The sequence below is a fragment of the Bosea sp. (in: a-proteobacteria) genome (assembly GCA_023910605.1).
Taxonomy (GTDB): domain Bacteria; phylum Pseudomonadota; class Alphaproteobacteria; order Rhizobiales; family Beijerinckiaceae; genus Allobosea.
In genome coordinates this window covers 1,888,907-1,905,139 of record JAAVVV010000001.1, presented here as the reverse complement: position 1 = coordinate 1,905,139, position 16,233 = coordinate 1,888,907, and the positions used below count along the sequence as shown (strand labels likewise).

The following is a 16,233-nucleotide window of genomic DNA, read 5'->3' as shown; positions in this document are numbered from 1 at the left end:
AGCTGCCCCCCATGCAGCCCATCGAAGCCCCGCCCTCCCTGCACTCGCCCGCCGGTCCATGGACCCCGCCTCTGGCGGAGCCGGAGCCACGTTCTCTGTGCACGGATTGCGGGGTCTCGCGCATGGTCGACGCCAAGCGCTGCGGGCGGGCCTGCCAGTTCATCCGGCCCGACTATCCGGCGCTGGAAGCCGCCGTGCATGGGCGCGCGCGGGATCCGGCGCGTCCGGACGAGCTGCATTTCGGACCCTTCACGCGGATGCACAGGGCTGCGCTGCGGCGCCCTGCGCATGGCGCGCAATGGACCGGCATCACCACGCGCATCGCCGAGCGGCTGCTCGAGAGCGGGGCGGTGGACGCAGTGCTGACCATGGCGCCGGACAGCGAGGATTCCTGGCGGCCTGTCCCCGTGCTCGTGACGAAGGCGGCGGACCTCGCCTCATGCCGGGGCATGCGCATGGGCTATGCCCCGCTGCTCGCGCTGCTCGAGCCTGCGCGGGCGCGAGGCCACAAGCGCCTCGCCATCATCGGCATACCCTGCCAGGTCTATGCGCTGCGCGCGCTGGAGGCGGAGCTGGGCTTCGAGCGGCTCTACGTCATCGGCACGCCCTGCTCGGACAACACGACGACCGAGAATTTCCATGTCTTCCTGCAACTGCTCGACGCCGCGCCCGAGACGATCACCTATCTCGAATTCCGCGCGGACTATCATGTCGAGCTGCGCTTCAGCGATGGGCGGACCCGTGAGGTGCCCTTCCTGCAACTGCCGATCTCGAAGCTGCCGCGGGATTTCGTTCCGCTCACCTGCCGCACCTGCGTCGACTACACCAATGTGCTGGCCGACATCACGGTGGGCTACATGGGCGGGGAAGGCCAGCAGTGGCTCATCGTGCGCAACGAGCGCGGACAGGCGCTTCTCGATCTGCTCGGCGATGAGGTGGCGCTGTCCAGCCCCGGCAGCGCCGGCAAGCGCGAAGGCGCGGTGAAGGGCTTCCTCGCCAATGTCCAGCGCGCGGCCGGCGGGCTGCCCCTGCGCAGCATGCCGGACTGGCTGCGGCCCATCGTGGGCTGGCTGATGCCAAGGTTCGGCCCGCGCGGGCTGGAGTTCGCACGCACGCGGGTCGAGATGAAGGCCGTCGAGACGGTGGTGCATCTCCAGCGCGAGCAACCTGCGCGTGCGCGCTACATGATCCCGTCCCATGTCTGGGCGCTGGTGAGGCGCTACGGGCTCAGGCCGTGAGGGCCGCTCAGGGGCCGAGCGTGCGGCAATAGGTGCGCAAATCCGGGCTCTGGCTGGCGGGCGGGAGCTGGCAGATCGGCGAATTGTAGCGCGCCGAGCCACCGCCCGGCCTGATCTGCGGCGAAATCGGCGGCGACGGATCGGGCGCCGTGGGCTGCACCTGCGGCGCGACCGGCGACACTGGCGCGATGACGCCGGTGCGCGGCGGCGGATAGGCCGGGAGCGGGGATGGCGGCATGGTGGGGATGACCTGCGCCTTCACGGGCGCAGCGGTGGCGAGGCCAGCGGCGATCAGCGCCATGGCCCGCGCTGCCGTCAGAATCCGCACCCTCGCCTCCATGATCCGGCCCGCCTTTGCTGACAGAAGACGCGCAGGCGCATTCTGGTTCCGCCCCGGAGCTTGCCGGCGCCCGGACGGCGATCAATCCAGCTTGAACTTGTCGAACTGGCGGTGCTCGCCATGGATCTTGCGCACCGTGCCGGTGATGGAGCGATAGACGATGGTTTCGGTCTCGATCACGTCCTTGCCCATGCGCACGCCGGCGAGCAGGGCTCCGTCGGTGACGCCGGTGGCGGAGACGATGACGTCGCCGGAGGCCATCTCGGACATGTCGTATTTCTTGTGGGGGTCGAGCACGCCCATCTTGTAGGCGCGTTCGGCCTTCTCGGGCGTGTCGAGGATGAGGCGGCCCTGCATCTGGCCGCCGACGCAGCGCAGCGCGGCTGCGGCCAGCACGCCCTCGGGCGCGCCGCCTATGCCGAGATAGATGTCGATGCCGGTCTTCTCGGGCATGGTTGTGAAGATCACGCCGGCCACGTCGCCATCGGTGATGAGGCGGATCGAGGCGCCGGTCTTGCGCACGGCGGCGATCAGCGCCTCGTGGCGGGGCCGGTCCATGATCAGCGCCGTCACCTCATGGGGCTTGCAGCCCTTGGCGCGCGCGATGGCATGGATGTTGTCTTCCGGCGAGGCGTCAAGATCGACCACGCCGCGCGCATAGCCCGGCCCCACGGCGATCTTGTTCATGTAGACATCCGGCGCGTAGAGCAGCGTGCCGGCATTGGCCATGGCCATCACGGCGATGGCGCCTGGCATGTCCTTGGCGCACAGCGTCGTGCCTTCCAGAGGGTCCACGGCGATGTCGACCCTGGGGCCGCGTCTGTTGCCGACCTTCTCGCCGATGAACAGCATCGGCGCCTCGTCGCGCTCGCCCTCGCCGATGACGATCTCGCCATCGATGGGCAGCTTGTTCAGTTCGCGGCGCATGGCGTCCACGGCGGCCTGGTCGGCGGCCTTCTCGTTGCCGCGGCCGCGCAGCATGGCGGAGGCCACGGCCGCCCGCTCGGTGACGCGCACCAATTCCATCGAGAGAACGCGCTCGATCACCTGGCCGGATTGAATCGTTAGGTCAGTCATGGGCCGTTCCTCGCAGGGCAATGTGGTTTGTTTGGGGAAAGCCCATAGCGGAGGGGGGTGCCGAGGGGAAGGGGGTGAAGGTTTGCGTCAAGCACGGGGGCGGCTTCGCGCCCTCATTCCGGAGCTTCGGCAAGTCTGGCGGTGCTCGCGAAAGCTGCCGATTGATCGGTGCAGTGATCAGCATTCGCCGTTCCATTTTCGCTAGTTATTCAACCTCCTGACCTGACTGGTTCGCGCGCCCGAGATTCGACATCAGTTGGCGGAGCCGGTCTCGATCGGTTGCAAGATGAACCCGGCAAAGCTCACAATGTTAGCTCTGTCGCCCAATAGCGAGTTCACAGTTTCATAGGTCTCCGATGTAGAGACAAGGACCTGCTGTCCATTCTGAGCCGACTGCGATGCGGAACGCAGAAACTCGAAAAGGCTGGACGACTCCACTTCCTGCTGGCCGGGTTCATCGAAGATCGTCAAGCCAGGATGATTCACGCTGTAATCCCGCATCAATTCCATGCAGGCTAGGTAATAGGCCCATTTGAGCCTAATTGCGTCGCTCGCCGACATCTCGAAATAGATTTCCTTCTCCATCGTTTCACCGTTATCGTCGCGGAGCACGAGAGGGCGAAAATTGTCGAGTGACAGAGAGATCTCGCCGGGTTGAAACGACCGGAAGCCATAGATGTCAAGATGACGGCGGATAGCGGTTTGCAGATGCTCGATCTTGCGTTTGTCGGCCACGGTTAGTTCGTCAACCGGATGCTGCCTCAAATTGCTCGTTGCTAGTGCCCACTCGGACGCGATCTCTCTGAGTTCGTCCAACAGCGAGTTCGCAAGCTCGTCGATGCTCTCTAAACGGTCGATGAAGGCCTGAAGCCGGACAATCTCCTCGATCGCTGCGCGCGACGGCGAGGCACTGGGCCGCATCAGTTCCTGACGAAGCACCCGCAATTGCTGCTGCTTGTCCTGCAGATCCCGTTCGGACCCCCGATAGCGCGCGGCGATCTCCTGCAACCGCTCGCGCGAATTGAGCAAAGCGGAGCGATAGAGTTCGAGTTGAGATTTGACGAACACGATATTCTCATCGAGCGCCATTCCCACGCTGTCGACGGTCGGCAACAGTTCGTTCGAGACATCCTGATGGCACGTCGGGCAAACATGCTCCGACGCTGCGCGTCCAAGTTCAGACCCAAGGCGCTGCAGTTTTTGTGCATCTTGATTGCGCTTCAAATCCGTCTCAAGCGCGGCAACCCTCTCTTCGAGCGCCGCATTGTCCTGCGTTTCGGCGCTGTGTTCGCCCCGGACCGCCTCTAGGACTGCCGACAGCACGTCGAATTGTGACCGAATGTCTGTTAGGCGTGCTTGGACGTCCGGCGCGGCCTGCTCGACGGATTCGACTTGACTGGCCTCAAGCTCGGCCACTCTGCCAGAGGCGATCTGCAGAACATCGGCAAGCCGGATCCATTCGCCCTGATAGTAAAGCTGTAGGTCAAGCGTCGGCGCCGCTGCAAACTCTGCACTCGGTTGAACGGCAAGCCCCCTAATTCTGCCTACTCGGGCTGCTGCTTCTTCCAGGCTCTTGCGACGATCCGACCATCGCCCCAGCAGATCTGAGATGGCCGCCCTCAATTCCGCACGCCGCCTTCGGTTTTTCGCAGTCTCCAGATCAAGCAGAAATTCCATGACCCGCCTTGCAACATCCTGAATGCGCAAAAAGGTTGGGAACGGACCTTGGATCGCGGACCATCCTCGCTTCTGCTCGACGAAGAGCATCGGGAAAATTGCCTCGAGATAAAGCGGGCATTCCGTTCCGTCATAGCGGGCGACAATTGGCAAATCCCAGCCGAGGAACTGCGCGAGAAATGCGTGAAAGCCGCTTTCGTTTGTCGCTGATCCGCCATCCAGAACAAAGTAATCGCGTTGTTTGCCGCGCGGAATTTCTGAGCTCAGCGACGGACCGTTCCAAGTTTGGATCAGCTTCGTGCTCTTGTCGCCGACGACATCGCGGTGGAGCACGACGATCTCGCCTTGCGCGTTTGCGATCTCAAGCTCGACATAGGATTGCAGGACAAGATCATAGGGGTCTTCCTTAAACTGGTGGATTTGCTCGCGCATCGCATAGGGAAGCGGAACAGTAAGCTGCGGGCCAAGCGACCGCTCCAGACCGAGCGCATAAATTATGGCCTGCAAGCAGGTCGACTTCCCAGATGTATTCGGCGCTTGGACGACATTGAGGCCGACTTCGAATGGTATGTCGGCGCCGAAGGCACGCGTCGCCGTAAAAGAACGCAGGCGCAGATGCCTTAGCTGGATCATGCCCGCACCTTCTCGCCCAGGAGCGCGCCCACCCTAGTCTCGGTTATTAGCTTGGCCAGTTCGGCAACGGCAACTCGTTCCTCGACCAGCGCATCCTCGACACCCATCACGGCTGCTGCTGCATCGATGCCGGTCTTGGTGAGTTGAAGTGCCGCCCGGCCGCTTGCCTTGGTCCAGGTGGCCATTTTCTCGCCAACGACAAAATCAACTGCGCGGGCGAATGCCGGCTCAACCCTGAGATTCCACGGCACTGCGGCGTGGGTGCCGGACAGGATCGTCTTCAACCTGTCATGCTGACTCGAACGAATGGCGTCGTTGATGATGTGGAGTTTGGCCAGGGATGCGCGATTAGCGCGCGAGCTTCCCAGCATCGCCATAATGAGGGCGACGCGCCATGCAATGCGCAGATCGCCAGGAACCGGGACCGGACGGCGTCGAAATGAGAAACGACGATTGGCAATATCTATCTCAGCCACGATCAGCCCGCTTCCGGAAAATCGAGCGGGCAGCGGATCAGCCAGTCGCTAACGGTCCCCAAAGCGATCTGAGTGACGACGCCAGCTTGAAGCGTAGGTAGCGCCTTCGTAAGCGATTCCTCGATCGCCCGGGTGCTGCTCTGCAATTGTTCGGCGGGGAGGGTCGAACTACCGCCAACGGCAATCAGCCGGGTCTCTTCCGCCTCGACCGATTGATAGGCGCGCTCCCAAAGCATCGCATGGTTCTGACGCAGTTGGTCGAGCGCATTCTCGCGGTAAAGATGTGCCTTAACATAGGCATCCCGCCGCACGGCGATATGCCGCGCTGTGGCGACGGAACCATAAGCTCGTCCGAGCTTCTCGTCGATCCGCGTTCCGATCGAGGACTCACCGACGGCAGAGACGTCCGCCGGCGACGGCATATCGACACTCAAGGGCGGGCCAAGAGATAGTGCTTTGAGCTGTTCGATCTCGCCGGCAAAATCCTCTTGCGAATGGCACAGAGCTTCGAAGTCGTCGGCCAGGAAGCTAAGGCTCTGGCCCTTTATGGCAATTCCGCGATTGCGCACGTCGGCGACCACCTCCTTGTTGTCGAGGAACGGGCACAGCAGAATCCATCGATTAACCGCAATGCCCGACAGGATCGCCTCGATCTTGTCCTTGTTCTTCGAGAGCTTGGGAAGGTCGCGACCCGCCTTCGCCTTCATCGCGCTGGCGGCTTTCTTGACGTCCGCAACCTCCTCCGGTGCATAGCATTGGTATAGGCAGCCGTTCGTGGTGAAAAATTCCAAGCCGGCGTCGCCACGGACGGAATCCGGGACAATCTGGACATTCTCCGGGCCATGGCGGCGCTGGACCAGTTGCAGCGCGAACGACTGCCACTCATCGCCTTTCCACGCGCGCCTAAAGCCCATGCTACTGCCCCCTTAACATTAGCTTAGTGTGGGAAGTCTACGCTGCAAGAGGATTTACCGGAGCGATGTCTGCTTTCGCACTCGCGCGACCAAGATCTGCCAGTCTGTAACCGGCCCCAACGCTGCCGCTACCCCCTCAATCCCGCTCGATCCGGATCACCTGCGGGGGCTCGGAGATGTGGCCGTCGGCCATGATCTGGGCGATGGCCTGGCTGATGGCGGCCTCCGTGGTGGCGTAGGTGATCAGCACCACGGGCACGGGCTGGCCCGAGCGGCCCTTGGGGTCCTGCCTTGCGGCTTCATCCGAGCGCTTCTGCACGATGCTTTCGAGGCTGATGTCGGACTGGGCCATGCGGGTGGCGATGCCGGCGGCGGCGCCGGGCCGGTCGAGCACGGAGAGGCGGATGTAATAGCCGCCCTCATGGCGCTGGGAGGGGGCGCGGACCGGCTTTTCGAGCCGCTCGACCGGCAGGCCGAAGGGCGCGCCGATGAGCCCGCGCGCGATATCGGCGATGTCGGCCACCACGGCGGAGGCTGTGGGGCCGCCGCCCGCGCCGGGGCCTACCAGCGTGAGCTGGCGCACGGCGTCGCCGTCGATGGTCACGGCGTTGGTGACGCCCATCACCTGCGCGATGGCGGAGGATTTCGGAACCATGGTGGGGCTCACACGCTGCTCGAGGCCGGCGGCGGTGCGCTCCGCCACGCCGAGCAGCTTGATGCGGTAGCCCAGCTCATCCGCCATCCTGAGGTCAAGCGGCGTGATCTTGGAAATGCCCTCGACATGGATGGCGTCGGCATCGATCTCGGTGCCGAAGGCGAGGGCCGTGAGCAGGGCCAGCTTGTGCGCGGTGTCGAAGCCCTCGACGTCGAAGGTCGGGTCAGCCTCGGCATAACCCAGAGCCTGCGCGTCCTTGAGGCAATCGGCGAAGGTCAGGCCCTCAAGCTCCATGCGGGTGAGGATGTAGTTGCAGGTGCCATTGAGGATGCCGGCGATCTGCGTGACCGTGTTGCCCGCCAGAGCCTCGCGCAGCGTCTTCACCACGGGAATGCCGCCTGCCGAGGACGCCTCGAAGCCGAGCGCGACGCCGGCCTTCTCGGCCGCCCTGGCCTGGGCGAGGCCGTGGCTGGCGAGCATCGCCTTGTTGGCGGTGACCACATGCTTGCCGGCGGCGATGGCGGCGTCCACGGCCGCCCTGGCCGGGCCATCGGCGCCGCCCATCAGCTCCACCAAGCAGTCGATGCCGGCATCGCGCGCCATCTCGACCGGATCATCGAACCAGCGATAGCCCGACAGGTCGATGCCGCGATCGCGGCTCCGGTCACGGGCAGAGACGGCCACCACGCGCACGGTTCGTCCGCAGCGCGAGGCCAGCGCATTCTCCTGCCGCTTGATGATCTCGATGACGGAAGCGCCGACGGTGCCGAGGCCCGCGACGCCCAGACGAAGGGGCGTGCTCATGCCTGCCCGGTCGCATGCGGAGCGGGCAGAAGTCAACCCGCCGGCTCAGCCCAGCGCGCAGACAAGGCGGGCCGTGACGACCGCGACGCGCCCCTCAGCGAGGCTCACCTCGCCGCGCAGGGTCTGGTTGCCGAAGGCGGTGTAGCGGATGGTGCGGACAAAGCCGATCGCGCCCTCCCCCGCCGTCACCGCATCCTCGATGCGGGGACGCCAGAACCAGGGGCGCGGCGGGGTCACGGTCGCGGCGGCGAGCACGGCGAGCGCCTGGTCGCGCGCCATGCCAGGGCGCAGGAAGGGCGCGATGGTGCGCGCCACATCGCGGCTGCACAGCCTGTTGTCCGGCTCCTGAAGCAGCGCCACGATCATCGGCGAGCCGGTTTCGGGCGCCCTGCCCCGCGCAATGTCCCACGAGGCGAGCCCGAGCGCGACGATCGTGATGGCGAACGCGGCCGCCACGAGGCGCGGGAGCAGGCGCGGGGCAGGCTCTTTCGAAGGGGAAGGCTCTTTCGAAGGGGAAGGCTTGAGGCTGGTCATGGCGCCCGGTCGCATGCCGGCCGGAGCGCGTCAAGGCGAGGCAGGGACGCAAGGCGCGGCGCTGGCGGCGCTTGAGGCTTGACCTTTGCCGCGCGATCGCTCTTGCTCCGCGCGCTGACCCACACCCTCCCGTTCAGGATTTCCCATGTCCCTGTCGCTTCACGCCGCTTCGGTTCCCGTCCTCATCCACAGCCTCACCGCGCTGGCTGCTATCCTCACCAAGGCCGAGGCTCACGCGACGGCGCAGCGGATCGACCCCAACGCCCTGCTCCAGGCGCGGCTCTACCCCGACATGCTCCCCCTGGTGCGGCAGGTTCAGATCACCTGCGACATGGCGAAGGCGGGCGCCAGCCGCCTCGCGCAGATGGAGGTGCCCAGCCATCCCGACACGGAAACCACCTTCCCCGAATTGCAGGCGCGCGTGCAGAAGGTGATCGATCTGCTGAAAGGCATCCCCGCTTCCGCCATCGACGGCGGCGAGGACCGGATCGTGACCATCAAGGTGGCGGGCAACGAGATGAGCTTCACCGGCGCGGATTATCTGGTGCGCTGGGTGAACCCCAACTTCTTCTTCCACCTGACCACGTCCTATGCGCTGCTCCGCCACAACGGGCTGCCCATCGGCAAGCGCGACTATCTCGGCAGCGCCTGAGAGTGCGGCGCGGGGCCAGCGGTCCCGCGCCCTCCCCGGCGTTCAGCCGGCCTTCTTGATGCCGATGACGTTGTGCAGCGTGGCGTCGGCCGTCTTGAGGAACTTGCCGATGTTGCGGGCCGCCTGGCGGATGCGCTGCTCGTTCTCGACAATGGCGATGCGGACGTAATCATCGCCATGCTCGCCGAAGCCGATGCCCGGCGCTACGGCCACCTCCGCCTTTTCGATGAGCAGCTTGGAGAATTCCAGGCTGCCGAGATGGCGGAACTTCTCCGGGATCGGCACCCAGGCGAACATCGAGGCCTGCGGCACCGGGATCTCGATGCCGGCCTTGCCGAAGCTCTCCACCAGCGCGTCGCGGCGGGTCTTGTAGATCGCGCGCATCTCGCGGATGCAGTCATCCGGGCCATTGAGCGCCGCCGCAGCCGCAACCTGGATGGGCGTGTAGGCGCCGTAATCGAGATAGGACTTCACGCGCGTCAGCGCCGCGAGCAGCCGCTCATTGCCGACCGCGAAGCCCATGCGCCAGCCGGCCATGGAGAAGGTCTTCGACATTGAGGTGAACTCCACGGCCACATCGACGGCGCCCGGCACCTCCAGCATCGAGGGCGGCGGATTGGCATCGTCGAAATAGACCTCCGCATAGGCCAGGTCCGAGAGCAGGATGATGTCGTGCTTCTTCGCGAAGGCCACGAGATCGCGATAGAAATCGAGGCTGGCGACATAGGCAGTGGGGTTCGACGGGTAGCAGACCACCAGCGCGATCGGCTTGGGCACCGAGTGCATGATGGCGCGCTCGGCCGCGGGGAAGAAGGCCGGCGTCGGCTCCGCCGGCACGGAGCGGATGACGCCGCCCGCCATCAGGAAGCCGAAGGCATGGATCGGGTAGCTCGGGTTCGGCACGAGCACGACATCGCCCGGACCCGTGATGGCCTGCGCCATGTTGGCGAAGCCTTCCTTGGAGCCCAGTGTGGCCACGACCTGCGTGTCGGGGTTGAGCTTCACGCCAAAGCGGCGCTCGTAATAATTGGCCTGGGCGCGGCGCAGCCCGGCTATGCCCTTGGACGAGGAGTAGCGATCGGTGCGCGGTTTGCCGACCGTCTCGACCAGCTTGTCCAGCACATGCTTCGGAGCGGGAAGGTCAGGATTGCCCATGCCCAGATCGATGATGTCGACTCCCTTGGCGCGTTCGGCAGCCTTGATCTTGTTGACCTGCTCGAACACGTATGGCGGCAGACGCTTGATCCGGTGGAAGTCCATGGGGTGGTGCTCCTTGGGTCGCTCGCGCCCCATGGCGCCAGCCCCGTTAATTTGCATGAAATTGCTTTACCATTGGCAAAGCAGCCTGCGAACGCAATTATATACGGAAATCATCCGATTTAATCGGTCACTCTTGCACAGGCACGGGAGGTTTCGCCGGAGGCGTTGCGCCAGCCTGGCGCGCTGCGGCGCCCTCGGCCTCAAGCCGCGCCTTATCGGCCTCAAGCCCGGCCTCAAGCGCGCGGAATTCGGCGGCGCTGCGCCGCGGCCCGGCCCGGGGCGGGGCGCTGACGCCAACCGCCATGAATCCGGAGGGCGCATCGGCTCGGCTGGAGCGCACGAAATCCGCCGTCTCGCTCGGGCGGCCCGCAAGGCCGACGCCTTGCGCTGCGTCGCGCACGAGGTTGGCGTCGCCGCATCCGCCGAGCGCGGCCAGGAGAAGAAAAAGCGCGGCGCCGCGCGGCAAGTACTGTCCTGAAAGCTGGATCATGCGGCTCATCCGTTTTCCCGACTGTCAAACATGGTTCGGCCAGTGTTAATAGTCCTGCAATTGCGGTGCATCGGTGGCACGGACCGATAAACACTGCAGATGGGGAGATGAAACGCCATGGCCAAGACTCCGCAGGATGCCGGCCCTGCCGCTCCGGCCGCATCGGACGCCCTGACTCCGCCCGATTTCGAGGCGCTGTCTCGCAATGTGGCCCGCTTCGTGGAGCAGGCCGGCAAGGCGACCGCCGCCATGATGAAGCCGCTCGAACGGGGCGAGGCCAAGGGCGGGCTGGCCGACGAGGCGGGCGAATTGGTCAAGACCCTTGGCCAGGTGGCAGAGAAGGTGCTGTCCGATCCGCAGAAGGCCGTGGAGGTTCAGGCCGCGATCGCCACCAATTTCCTGTCGCTGTGGTCCGAGACGCTGAAGAAGATGCAAGGCGAGCCCTCGACGCCGGTGGCTCAGCCTGACCCGAAGGATGGTCGCTTCGCCGACGCCGAATGGCAGGCCAACCCGGTGTTCGACTTCATCAAGCAGGCCTACCTTATCACCTCGCGCTGGGCAGAGACCGTGGTGGACAGGGCCGATGGCGTGGACGAGCACACGCGCGACAAGGCAAGGTTCTACGTCAAGCAGTTGTCGAGCGCGCTGGCGCCGTCCAACTTCCTTGCGACCAACCCCGAGCTGATCCGCGAAACCTTCCGCCAGAACGGCGATAACCTGGTGCGCGGCATGAGGATGCTGGCCGAAGATGTCGCCGCCGGACACGGCGAGCTCAAGGTCAGGATGACCGACACGGAGCGCTTCGAGGTCGGGGTCAACATGGCGATCACGCCCGGCAAGGTGGTGTTCCGCAACGATCTGATCGAGCTGATCCAGTATGCGCCCACCACCGGGACGGTGCTGGCCCGGCCACTGGTGATCGTGCCGCCCTGGATCAACAAATTCTACATCCTCGATCTCAACCCCGACAAATCGTTCATCCGCTGGTGCGTCGCGCAGGGGCTCACGGTGTTCTGCGTGTCCTGGGTCAATCCCGATGAACGGCACCGCCAGATGGGCTTCAGGGAGTACATGGAGGATGGCGTGCTGGCCGCCGTCGGCGCGGCCTGCGAAATCACCGGCCAGCCCGACGTCACGGGCATCGGCTACTGCGTGGGCGGCACGATGATGGCCGTGACGCTGGCCTATATGGCCGCCAAGGGCGACACGCGCATTTCCAGCGCCACGCTTTTCACCACGCAGGTGGACTTCACCGATCCGGGCGAACTCAAGGTGTTCGTCGACGAGGAGCAGATCCGGTCGATCGAGGAGCAGATGAAGCTGCGCGGCTATCTTGACGGCGCACGCATGGCCAACGCCTTCAACATGCTCAGGCCCAATGACCTGATCTGGGCAAATGTCGTGAATGTCTATCTCAAGGGCCAGTCGCCCTACCCGTTCGACCTGCTGTACTGGAATTCTGATTCCACGCGGATGCCGGAGGCCAACCACTCCTTTTACCTGCGCAACTGCTATCTTGAGAACAGGCTTTCAAAGGGCGAGATGAAGGTCGGGGATGTGCGGCTTGATCTTGGCAAGGTGACCATTCCCATCTTCAACCTTGCGACCAAGGAAGATCACATCGCGCCCGCGAAGTCGGTGTTCAACGGCTCCGCCTGCTTTGGCGGGCCAGTGAGCTATGTCATGTCGGGATCAGGGCACATTGCCGGCGTCGTGAACCCGCCGGCCAAGCCGAAATACCAGTTCTGGACGGGCGGCAAGCCGGAAGGCACATTCGAGAGCTGGGTAGCCAAAGCTCAGGAAACGCCCGGTTCATGGTGGCCCTACTGGTTCGAGTGGATCCGCGCGCAGGCGCCGGCCACGGTCGCGGCCCGCACAAAGCTCGGCAGCCGCAAGCACAAGCCGCTCTGCGACGCGCCGGGAACCTATGTGAAGATCAGGGCCTGAGGCGGGGCCGCCTCGCAGATCAGGCCGTAAACAGCGAACCTGTTCCGGAACGGCCGACTCCCGGCGCAAGCCCGGCAAGGACATCGAGCATCAGCCGGGTGTCCTCGGTGATGACGCGCCATCCTTTGACGACGGGGGCTTCGGCGGGGCCCATGACGGGATCGAGGAGCAGGCACGGACAGTCCTGGGCACCTTCTCCCGCAAGGTCGATGATGGCCTGGCGCGGGCGCGGGAAATCGACCATCCGCACATCGATCACCTCGCGCAGTTGCGGGTAATAGTGCAGCACGCCCTCGATGAGCGCGCAGTCGGGGCAATACCAGCCCTCCGTATGGTCAGGCCGGGAATTGGGCCGGATCAGGAACAGGATCGGTTTTCTCATCGCGGCCTCCTCGCGGCATCCTCGCGGCCTCATCCTGGCCTCATCCTGGCCTGGGCCTGATTGCGGATCGATGCCGCGCGAGCCCGCATCGGACAAGGAAAAGCCGGCCCGGAGGCCGGCTTTCCGTCAGGTAGCCCTCAGGCTCCCCGAGAACGGGTGGCCGCGATCAGTACTTGCGCACCGCGGCAGCGGCAGGGATCGCCACCGCCGGGTCATCCCAGCGATAGGTCAGGCCGGCCGCGAAGATATGGATCTTCGGGGAAGCCTCGGCGCGCAGCGGCAGAGGACCACCCTGCGACGTGCCCGGGCCATAGGCGATGCGAGCCTTGTTGACCGTGATGAAGGTGTAGCCAAGGTCGAAGTTCAGCTTGTTGGTGATCTGGTAGCTCAAGCCGGCCGACAGCCAAAGACGGTCATTGTCCGAAACGAAGACGCTGCGGCTCGACTCATCGACGGCTGACAGCTCGTAGCCGACGCCGGCGCGGAGCGTGAGCGCCTGGTTCCACTTGTACTCGACGCCGCCGGAGAAGTACCAGCTGTCCTTGTATTCGAAGCGGAGGTTCGTGACGTTCGCGCCGGTCAGCCGGTTGGTGACCGGAATGGTGCCGAAGCGGCCCCAGTTGGTCCACTCGACGCCGAGATGCGCCTGCCACTGCTCGTTGATGACCTGCGAGAGGCCGAACACCACCGAGCCGGGAAGCGGCAGGTTGGCGGAGACGGGGGTGGAGCCCAGAGGCGTAGAGAAACGGCCCCTGATGCGCTGATCGATGCCGGAACGATAGGCAAGACCGATATTCGTGCCATTCCACGGCGTCAGCGTCACGCCGACCCGGTAGCCGAAGTCATAGGAGTCGCCACGGAGCTGCCCGCTTGGTGAGGCTGCGGCAACGCCTAGGGCCTGCTTGAGGTCAACCTGGCCATACTGGATCTGAAGCGCGGCGCCGATCGAGATCCAGTCATTGACCGCAAAGCCTACGGTCGGAGCAATGTTCACCGTGCGAATGGTGGCCGAACGACCATAGGTCTGGCCGGCCCAGACGCCATCCCGGCCGCCTGGCTTGGAGCGAAGGCCGAATGGTGCGGTGTTGGTGAGGCCGAAGAACAGGCGGTCTGTAAGCTGCCAGACGTTATAAGACGCAGGTATGAAGGCGCCGTTCAGGCCGATCTGGCTGGAATCGCCGAGCGGCGAGATGACGCCGGAAGTTCCCGGCATCAGGCGATAAGTGGCCGTCGCGCTGAGATAGGTCGCGTTCCACTGGCTGGTGCGGCCGGGGAACATCGTGATCGTCGCCGGGTTCCACGCCATTGCGCCCAAGCCGATGCCGCCGGAGGCCGCGCCTGCATAGGCCATGCCGAGGCCCTCGGCCGACTGGCCGGAACGGATGGCGAATGAACTCGCCTGCGCAGCCGATGCCGCAAGGACCATAACGGCTGCCGAAGCCGTCAAACCAAGCGCGTTGCGAACCGTGATCATTGAATCCACCCTGGATGTTTTTTCAATAGGCCTGTCGTCGCCTTTTCTGGAAATGTTTGTGCCAAGTCGTTCTGTTTCTTACAAGAGCAGCGAAACCACGGTCGGGTCATGCCGTAACCGGCCAGCCACTCCTGCAAAATCGTCGTTTTGGGCAAAATGCGCGCTGTAGGGCGGCATTGAGCCAAAACAGCCCTGCTTTCTCCGCAGTTTTGCCTGCATCCGGCAGGCGGGCGTGCGCCACTCAAGCCCCCGCAATCGCGCATGGCCTGTGCATTTGCCCGTCATCGTTGCAAATCAGCAACATTTGCAATGAGGTATTCACATGGCTGGCCCCTGGCGAGCCCGACTCCCCTTGCCGAAAGGCCGTGTTTTTGCGCTCATGCAGAAACAACAAGGGCCATTCAAGGGGAGGCTGCGCGGTGAAGCTGGTGAGATTCGGGGCCGAAGGGGCTGAAAAGCCGGGCCTGATCGATGCGCAGGGCGCAGTTCGTGACCTTTCGGGGATCGTGCCTGACATCACGGGCGCCGCGATTCGCAAGGATGGCCTCGCAAGGCTGCGGGCCATCGATCCGGCAAGCCTGCCTTTGGCGCCGGCCGGCGCGAGACTGGGCGCCTGCGTTGGCGGGGTCGGCAACTTCATCGCCATCGGCCTCAACTATGCCGACCATGCCGCCGAGACCGGCGCGGCCATTCCGGCCGAGCCCATCATCTTCAACAAGGCGCCCTCCTGCATCGTGGGGCCCAATGACGACGTCATCATCCCGCGCGGCTCCAGGAAAACCGATTGGGAGGTCGAACTCGCCATCGTGATCGGGGACGGCGGCTCCTACATCGACGAGAAGGACGCGCTGGATGCCGTGGCCGGCTACTGCGTGTGCAACGACGTATCCGAGCGCGAATTCCAGATCGAGCGCGGCGGCACATGGACCAAGGGCAAGGGTTGCCCCACCTTCGGGCCGATCGGGCCCTGGCTCGTCACGAGGGACGAGATCGCGGATGTGCAGAACCTCGGCATGTGGCTCGAGATCGACGGCCAGCGCGTGCAGAACGGCTCGACCCGCACCATGATCTTCGATGTCAGGACCATCGTGAGCTACACCAGCCGCTTCATGCGCCTGATGCCCGGCGACGTGATCACCACCGGAACGCCGCCCGGCGTGGGCATGGGGATGAAGCCGCCGCGCTATCTGCATGGCGGCGAGACCGTGCGCCTCGGCATCGAGGGGCTCGGCGTCCAGCAACAGCGCTTCGTCGCCTATCCCGGCTGAGCCGGGGCCTGCAAGGCCCGGGCTTCAGGCCCGGGTCTCCGTGGTGAACACCTTCTGGGCGATCTTCCAGCCATCCCTGGACTTCAGGAAGGACAGGATGTCGATGAAGTGCCGGGGCGGCATCGCGCAGGCCACCTTCACATGCGCCAGCGTGCCGCTGATGCGGTCGATGGCAAGGATGCGGTCATGGCGCGCCAGCCCGCTCGCACGCGGCGAGGGCCGTTTGCGCACCGCATCAAGCCAGGCGTCGCGCGGCGTGATGACGATCTCGCCGTCCACGCTCTGGGTCAGGGAGGAACTGGGCAGGAAGACCCTGGCCAAGCCGTCCGCATCGCCATCATGCAGCGCGTCGAAATAGACCTGCGTCGCCGCCGCGATCGCGGCGATGTCCTCGTCGATCTGGCTCATCGAT

Annotated in this window: 16 protein-coding genes; 4 read left to right on the top strand and 12 right to left on the bottom strand. The window is 64.7% G+C overall.

Features of this window, described 5'->3' with window-relative positions; translation table 11 throughout:
* Positions 1–11 precede the first annotated feature (11 nt).
* Positions 12–1,238: a coenzyme F420 hydrogenase gene (locus HEQ16_09240; GenBank protein MCO4054221.1), complete on the top strand. Its 1,227-nt coding sequence runs from the start codon at positions 12–14 to the stop codon at positions 1,236–1,238.
* A gap of 7 nt (positions 1,239–1,245) precedes the next feature.
* On the opposite strand, the gene HEQ16_09235 is transcribed toward HEQ16_09240, so the two are convergent.
* The 7 genes from HEQ16_09235 to HEQ16_09205 all read right to left on the bottom strand — a co-directional run bounded on the left by HEQ16_09235 (position 1,246) and on the right by HEQ16_09205 (position 8,348).
* The gene (locus tag HEQ16_09235; GenBank protein MCO4054220.1) at positions 1,246–1,566 is read right to left on the bottom strand and encodes a hypothetical protein; all 321 of its coding nucleotides are present in this window, start codon (positions 1,564–1,566) and stop codon (positions 1,246–1,248) included.
* Between the two features lie 93 nt (positions 1,567–1,659).
* Positions 1,660–2,655: a class II fructose-bisphosphatase gene (glpX, locus tag HEQ16_09230; protein ID MCO4054219.1), complete on the bottom strand. Its 996-nt coding sequence runs from the start codon at positions 2,653–2,655 to the stop codon at positions 1,660–1,662.
* A 252-nt stretch (positions 2,656–2,907) separates the two neighbouring features.
* Entirely contained in the window at positions 2,908–4,965 is a 2,058-nt protein-coding gene (locus HEQ16_09225) for a hypothetical protein (protein MCO4054218.1), read from the bottom strand.
* Positions 4,962–5,441: a hypothetical protein gene (locus HEQ16_09220; GenBank protein ID MCO4054217.1), complete on the bottom strand. Its 480-nt coding sequence runs from the start codon at positions 5,439–5,441 to the stop codon at positions 4,962–4,964. The genes HEQ16_09225 and HEQ16_09220 overlap by 4 nt, the downstream gene beginning before the upstream one ends.
* Before the next feature lie 2 nt (positions 5,442–5,443).
* Positions 5,444–6,355 carry a hypothetical protein gene (locus HEQ16_09215; GenBank protein ID MCO4054216.1) on the bottom strand — a complete coding sequence of 304 codons (912 nt, stop codon included), beginning with the start codon at positions 6,353–6,355 and terminating at the stop codon, positions 5,444–5,446.
* Positions 6,356–6,491: 136 nt separating this feature from the next.
* Positions 6,492–7,814 (bottom strand): homoserine dehydrogenase, encoded by a 1,323-nt coding sequence (locus HEQ16_09210; protein ID MCO4054215.1) that lies wholly within the window; start codon positions 7,812–7,814, stop codon positions 6,492–6,494.
* A 45-nt stretch (positions 7,815–7,859) separates the two neighbouring features.
* Positions 7,860–8,348 (bottom strand): hypothetical protein, encoded by a 489-nt coding sequence (locus HEQ16_09205; protein ID MCO4054214.1) that lies wholly within the window; start codon positions 8,346–8,348, stop codon positions 7,860–7,862.
* A 145-nt stretch (positions 8,349–8,493) separates the two neighbouring features.
* Here HEQ16_09205 and HEQ16_09200 point away from each other — a divergent pair, with 145 nt between their 5' ends.
* Positions 8,494–9,000, top strand: a complete 507-nt coding sequence (locus HEQ16_09200; protein ID MCO4054213.1) for a DUF1993 domain-containing protein — start codon at positions 8,494–8,496, stop codon at positions 8,998–9,000.
* Between the two features lie 42 nt (positions 9,001–9,042).
* On the opposite strand, the gene HEQ16_09195 is transcribed toward HEQ16_09200, so the two are convergent.
* A complete protein-coding gene (locus HEQ16_09195; GenBank protein ID MCO4054212.1) occupies positions 9,043–10,260 on the bottom strand; it encodes an LL-diaminopimelate aminotransferase in 1,218 nt (405 codons plus the stop codon).
* A gap of 127 nt (positions 10,261–10,387) precedes the next feature.
* Positions 10,388–10,759 carry a hypothetical protein gene (locus HEQ16_09190; protein MCO4054211.1) on the bottom strand — a complete coding sequence of 124 codons (372 nt, stop codon included), beginning with the start codon at positions 10,757–10,759 and terminating at the stop codon, positions 10,388–10,390.
* 108 nt (positions 10,760–10,867) lie between these two features.
* Here HEQ16_09190 and phaC point away from each other — a divergent pair, with 108 nt between their 5' ends.
* On the top strand, positions 10,868–12,697 hold the full coding sequence (gene phaC, locus HEQ16_09185) for a class I poly(R)-hydroxyalkanoic acid synthase (GenBank protein MCO4054210.1): 1,830 nt from the start codon (positions 10,868–10,870) through the stop codon (positions 12,695–12,697).
* 19 nt (positions 12,698–12,716) lie between these two features.
* On the opposite strand, the gene HEQ16_09180 is transcribed toward phaC, so the two are convergent.
* The gene (locus tag HEQ16_09180) at positions 12,717–13,079 is read right to left on the bottom strand and encodes a DUF3088 domain-containing protein (GenBank protein ID MCO4054209.1); all 363 of its coding nucleotides are present in this window, start codon (positions 13,077–13,079) and stop codon (positions 12,717–12,719) included.
* Between the two features lie 166 nt (positions 13,080–13,245).
* Complete coding sequence (locus HEQ16_09175; protein ID MCO4054208.1) at positions 13,246–14,553, bottom strand: transporter; 1,308 nt, start codon at positions 14,551–14,553, stop codon at positions 13,246–13,248.
* Positions 14,554–14,972: 419 nt separating this feature from the next.
* Here HEQ16_09175 and HEQ16_09170 point away from each other — a divergent pair, with 419 nt between their 5' ends.
* Complete coding sequence (locus tag HEQ16_09170; protein MCO4054207.1) at positions 14,973–15,821, top strand: fumarylacetoacetate hydrolase family protein; 849 nt, start codon at positions 14,973–14,975, stop codon at positions 15,819–15,821.
* A gap of 24 nt (positions 15,822–15,845) precedes the next feature.
* Here the strand turns inward: HEQ16_09170 and HEQ16_09165 are convergent, their stop codons facing one another.
* On the bottom strand, positions 15,846–16,229 hold the full coding sequence (locus tag HEQ16_09165) for a nuclear transport factor 2 family protein (GenBank protein ID MCO4054206.1): 384 nt from the start codon (positions 16,227–16,229) through the stop codon (positions 15,846–15,848).
* Between the last annotated feature and the right edge of the window lie 4 nt (positions 16,230–16,233).

Excerpts from the sequence above, each read along its gene's own strand:
- HEQ16_09240 (MCO4054221.1), top strand. The coding sequence starts at position 12 with ATGCAGCCCATCGAAGCCCCGCCCTCCCTGCACTCGCCCGCCGGTCCA.
- glpX (MCO4054219.1), bottom strand. The coding sequence starts at position 2,655 with ATGACTGACCTAACGATTCAATCCGGCCAGGTGATCGAGCGCGTTCTC.
- HEQ16_09225 (MCO4054218.1), bottom strand. The coding sequence starts at position 4,965 with ATGATCCAGCTAAGGCATCTGCGCCTGCGTTCTTTTACGGCGACGCGT.
- HEQ16_09215 (MCO4054216.1), bottom strand. The coding sequence starts at position 6,355 with ATGGGCTTTAGGCGCGCGTGGAAAGGCGATGAGTGGCAGTCGTTCGCG.
- HEQ16_09210 (MCO4054215.1), bottom strand. The coding sequence starts at position 7,814 with ATGAGCACGCCCCTTCGTCTGGGCGTCGCGGGCCTCGGCACCGTCGGC.
- HEQ16_09205 (MCO4054214.1), bottom strand. The coding sequence starts at position 8,348 with ATGACCAGCCTCAAGCCTTCCCCTTCGAAAGAGCCTTCCCCTTCGAAA.
- HEQ16_09200 (MCO4054213.1), top strand. The coding sequence starts at position 8,494 with ATGTCCCTGTCGCTTCACGCCGCTTCGGTTCCCGTCCTCATCCACAGC.
- HEQ16_09195 (MCO4054212.1), bottom strand. The coding sequence starts at position 10,260 with ATGGACTTCCACCGGATCAAGCGTCTGCCGCCATACGTGTTCGAGCAG.
- HEQ16_09190 (MCO4054211.1), bottom strand. The coding sequence starts at position 10,759 with ATGAGCCGCATGATCCAGCTTTCAGGACAGTACTTGCCGCGCGGCGCC.
- phaC (MCO4054210.1), top strand. The coding sequence starts at position 10,868 with ATGGCCAAGACTCCGCAGGATGCCGGCCCTGCCGCTCCGGCCGCATCG.
- HEQ16_09180 (MCO4054209.1), bottom strand. The coding sequence starts at position 13,079 with ATGAGAAAACCGATCCTGTTCCTGATCCGGCCCAATTCCCGGCCTGAC.
- HEQ16_09175 (MCO4054208.1), bottom strand. The coding sequence starts at position 14,553 with ATGATCACGGTTCGCAACGCGCTTGGTTTGACGGCTTCGGCAGCCGTT.
- HEQ16_09165 (MCO4054206.1), bottom strand. The coding sequence starts at position 16,229 with ATGAGCCAGATCGACGAGGACATCGCCGCGATCGCGGCGGCGACGCAG.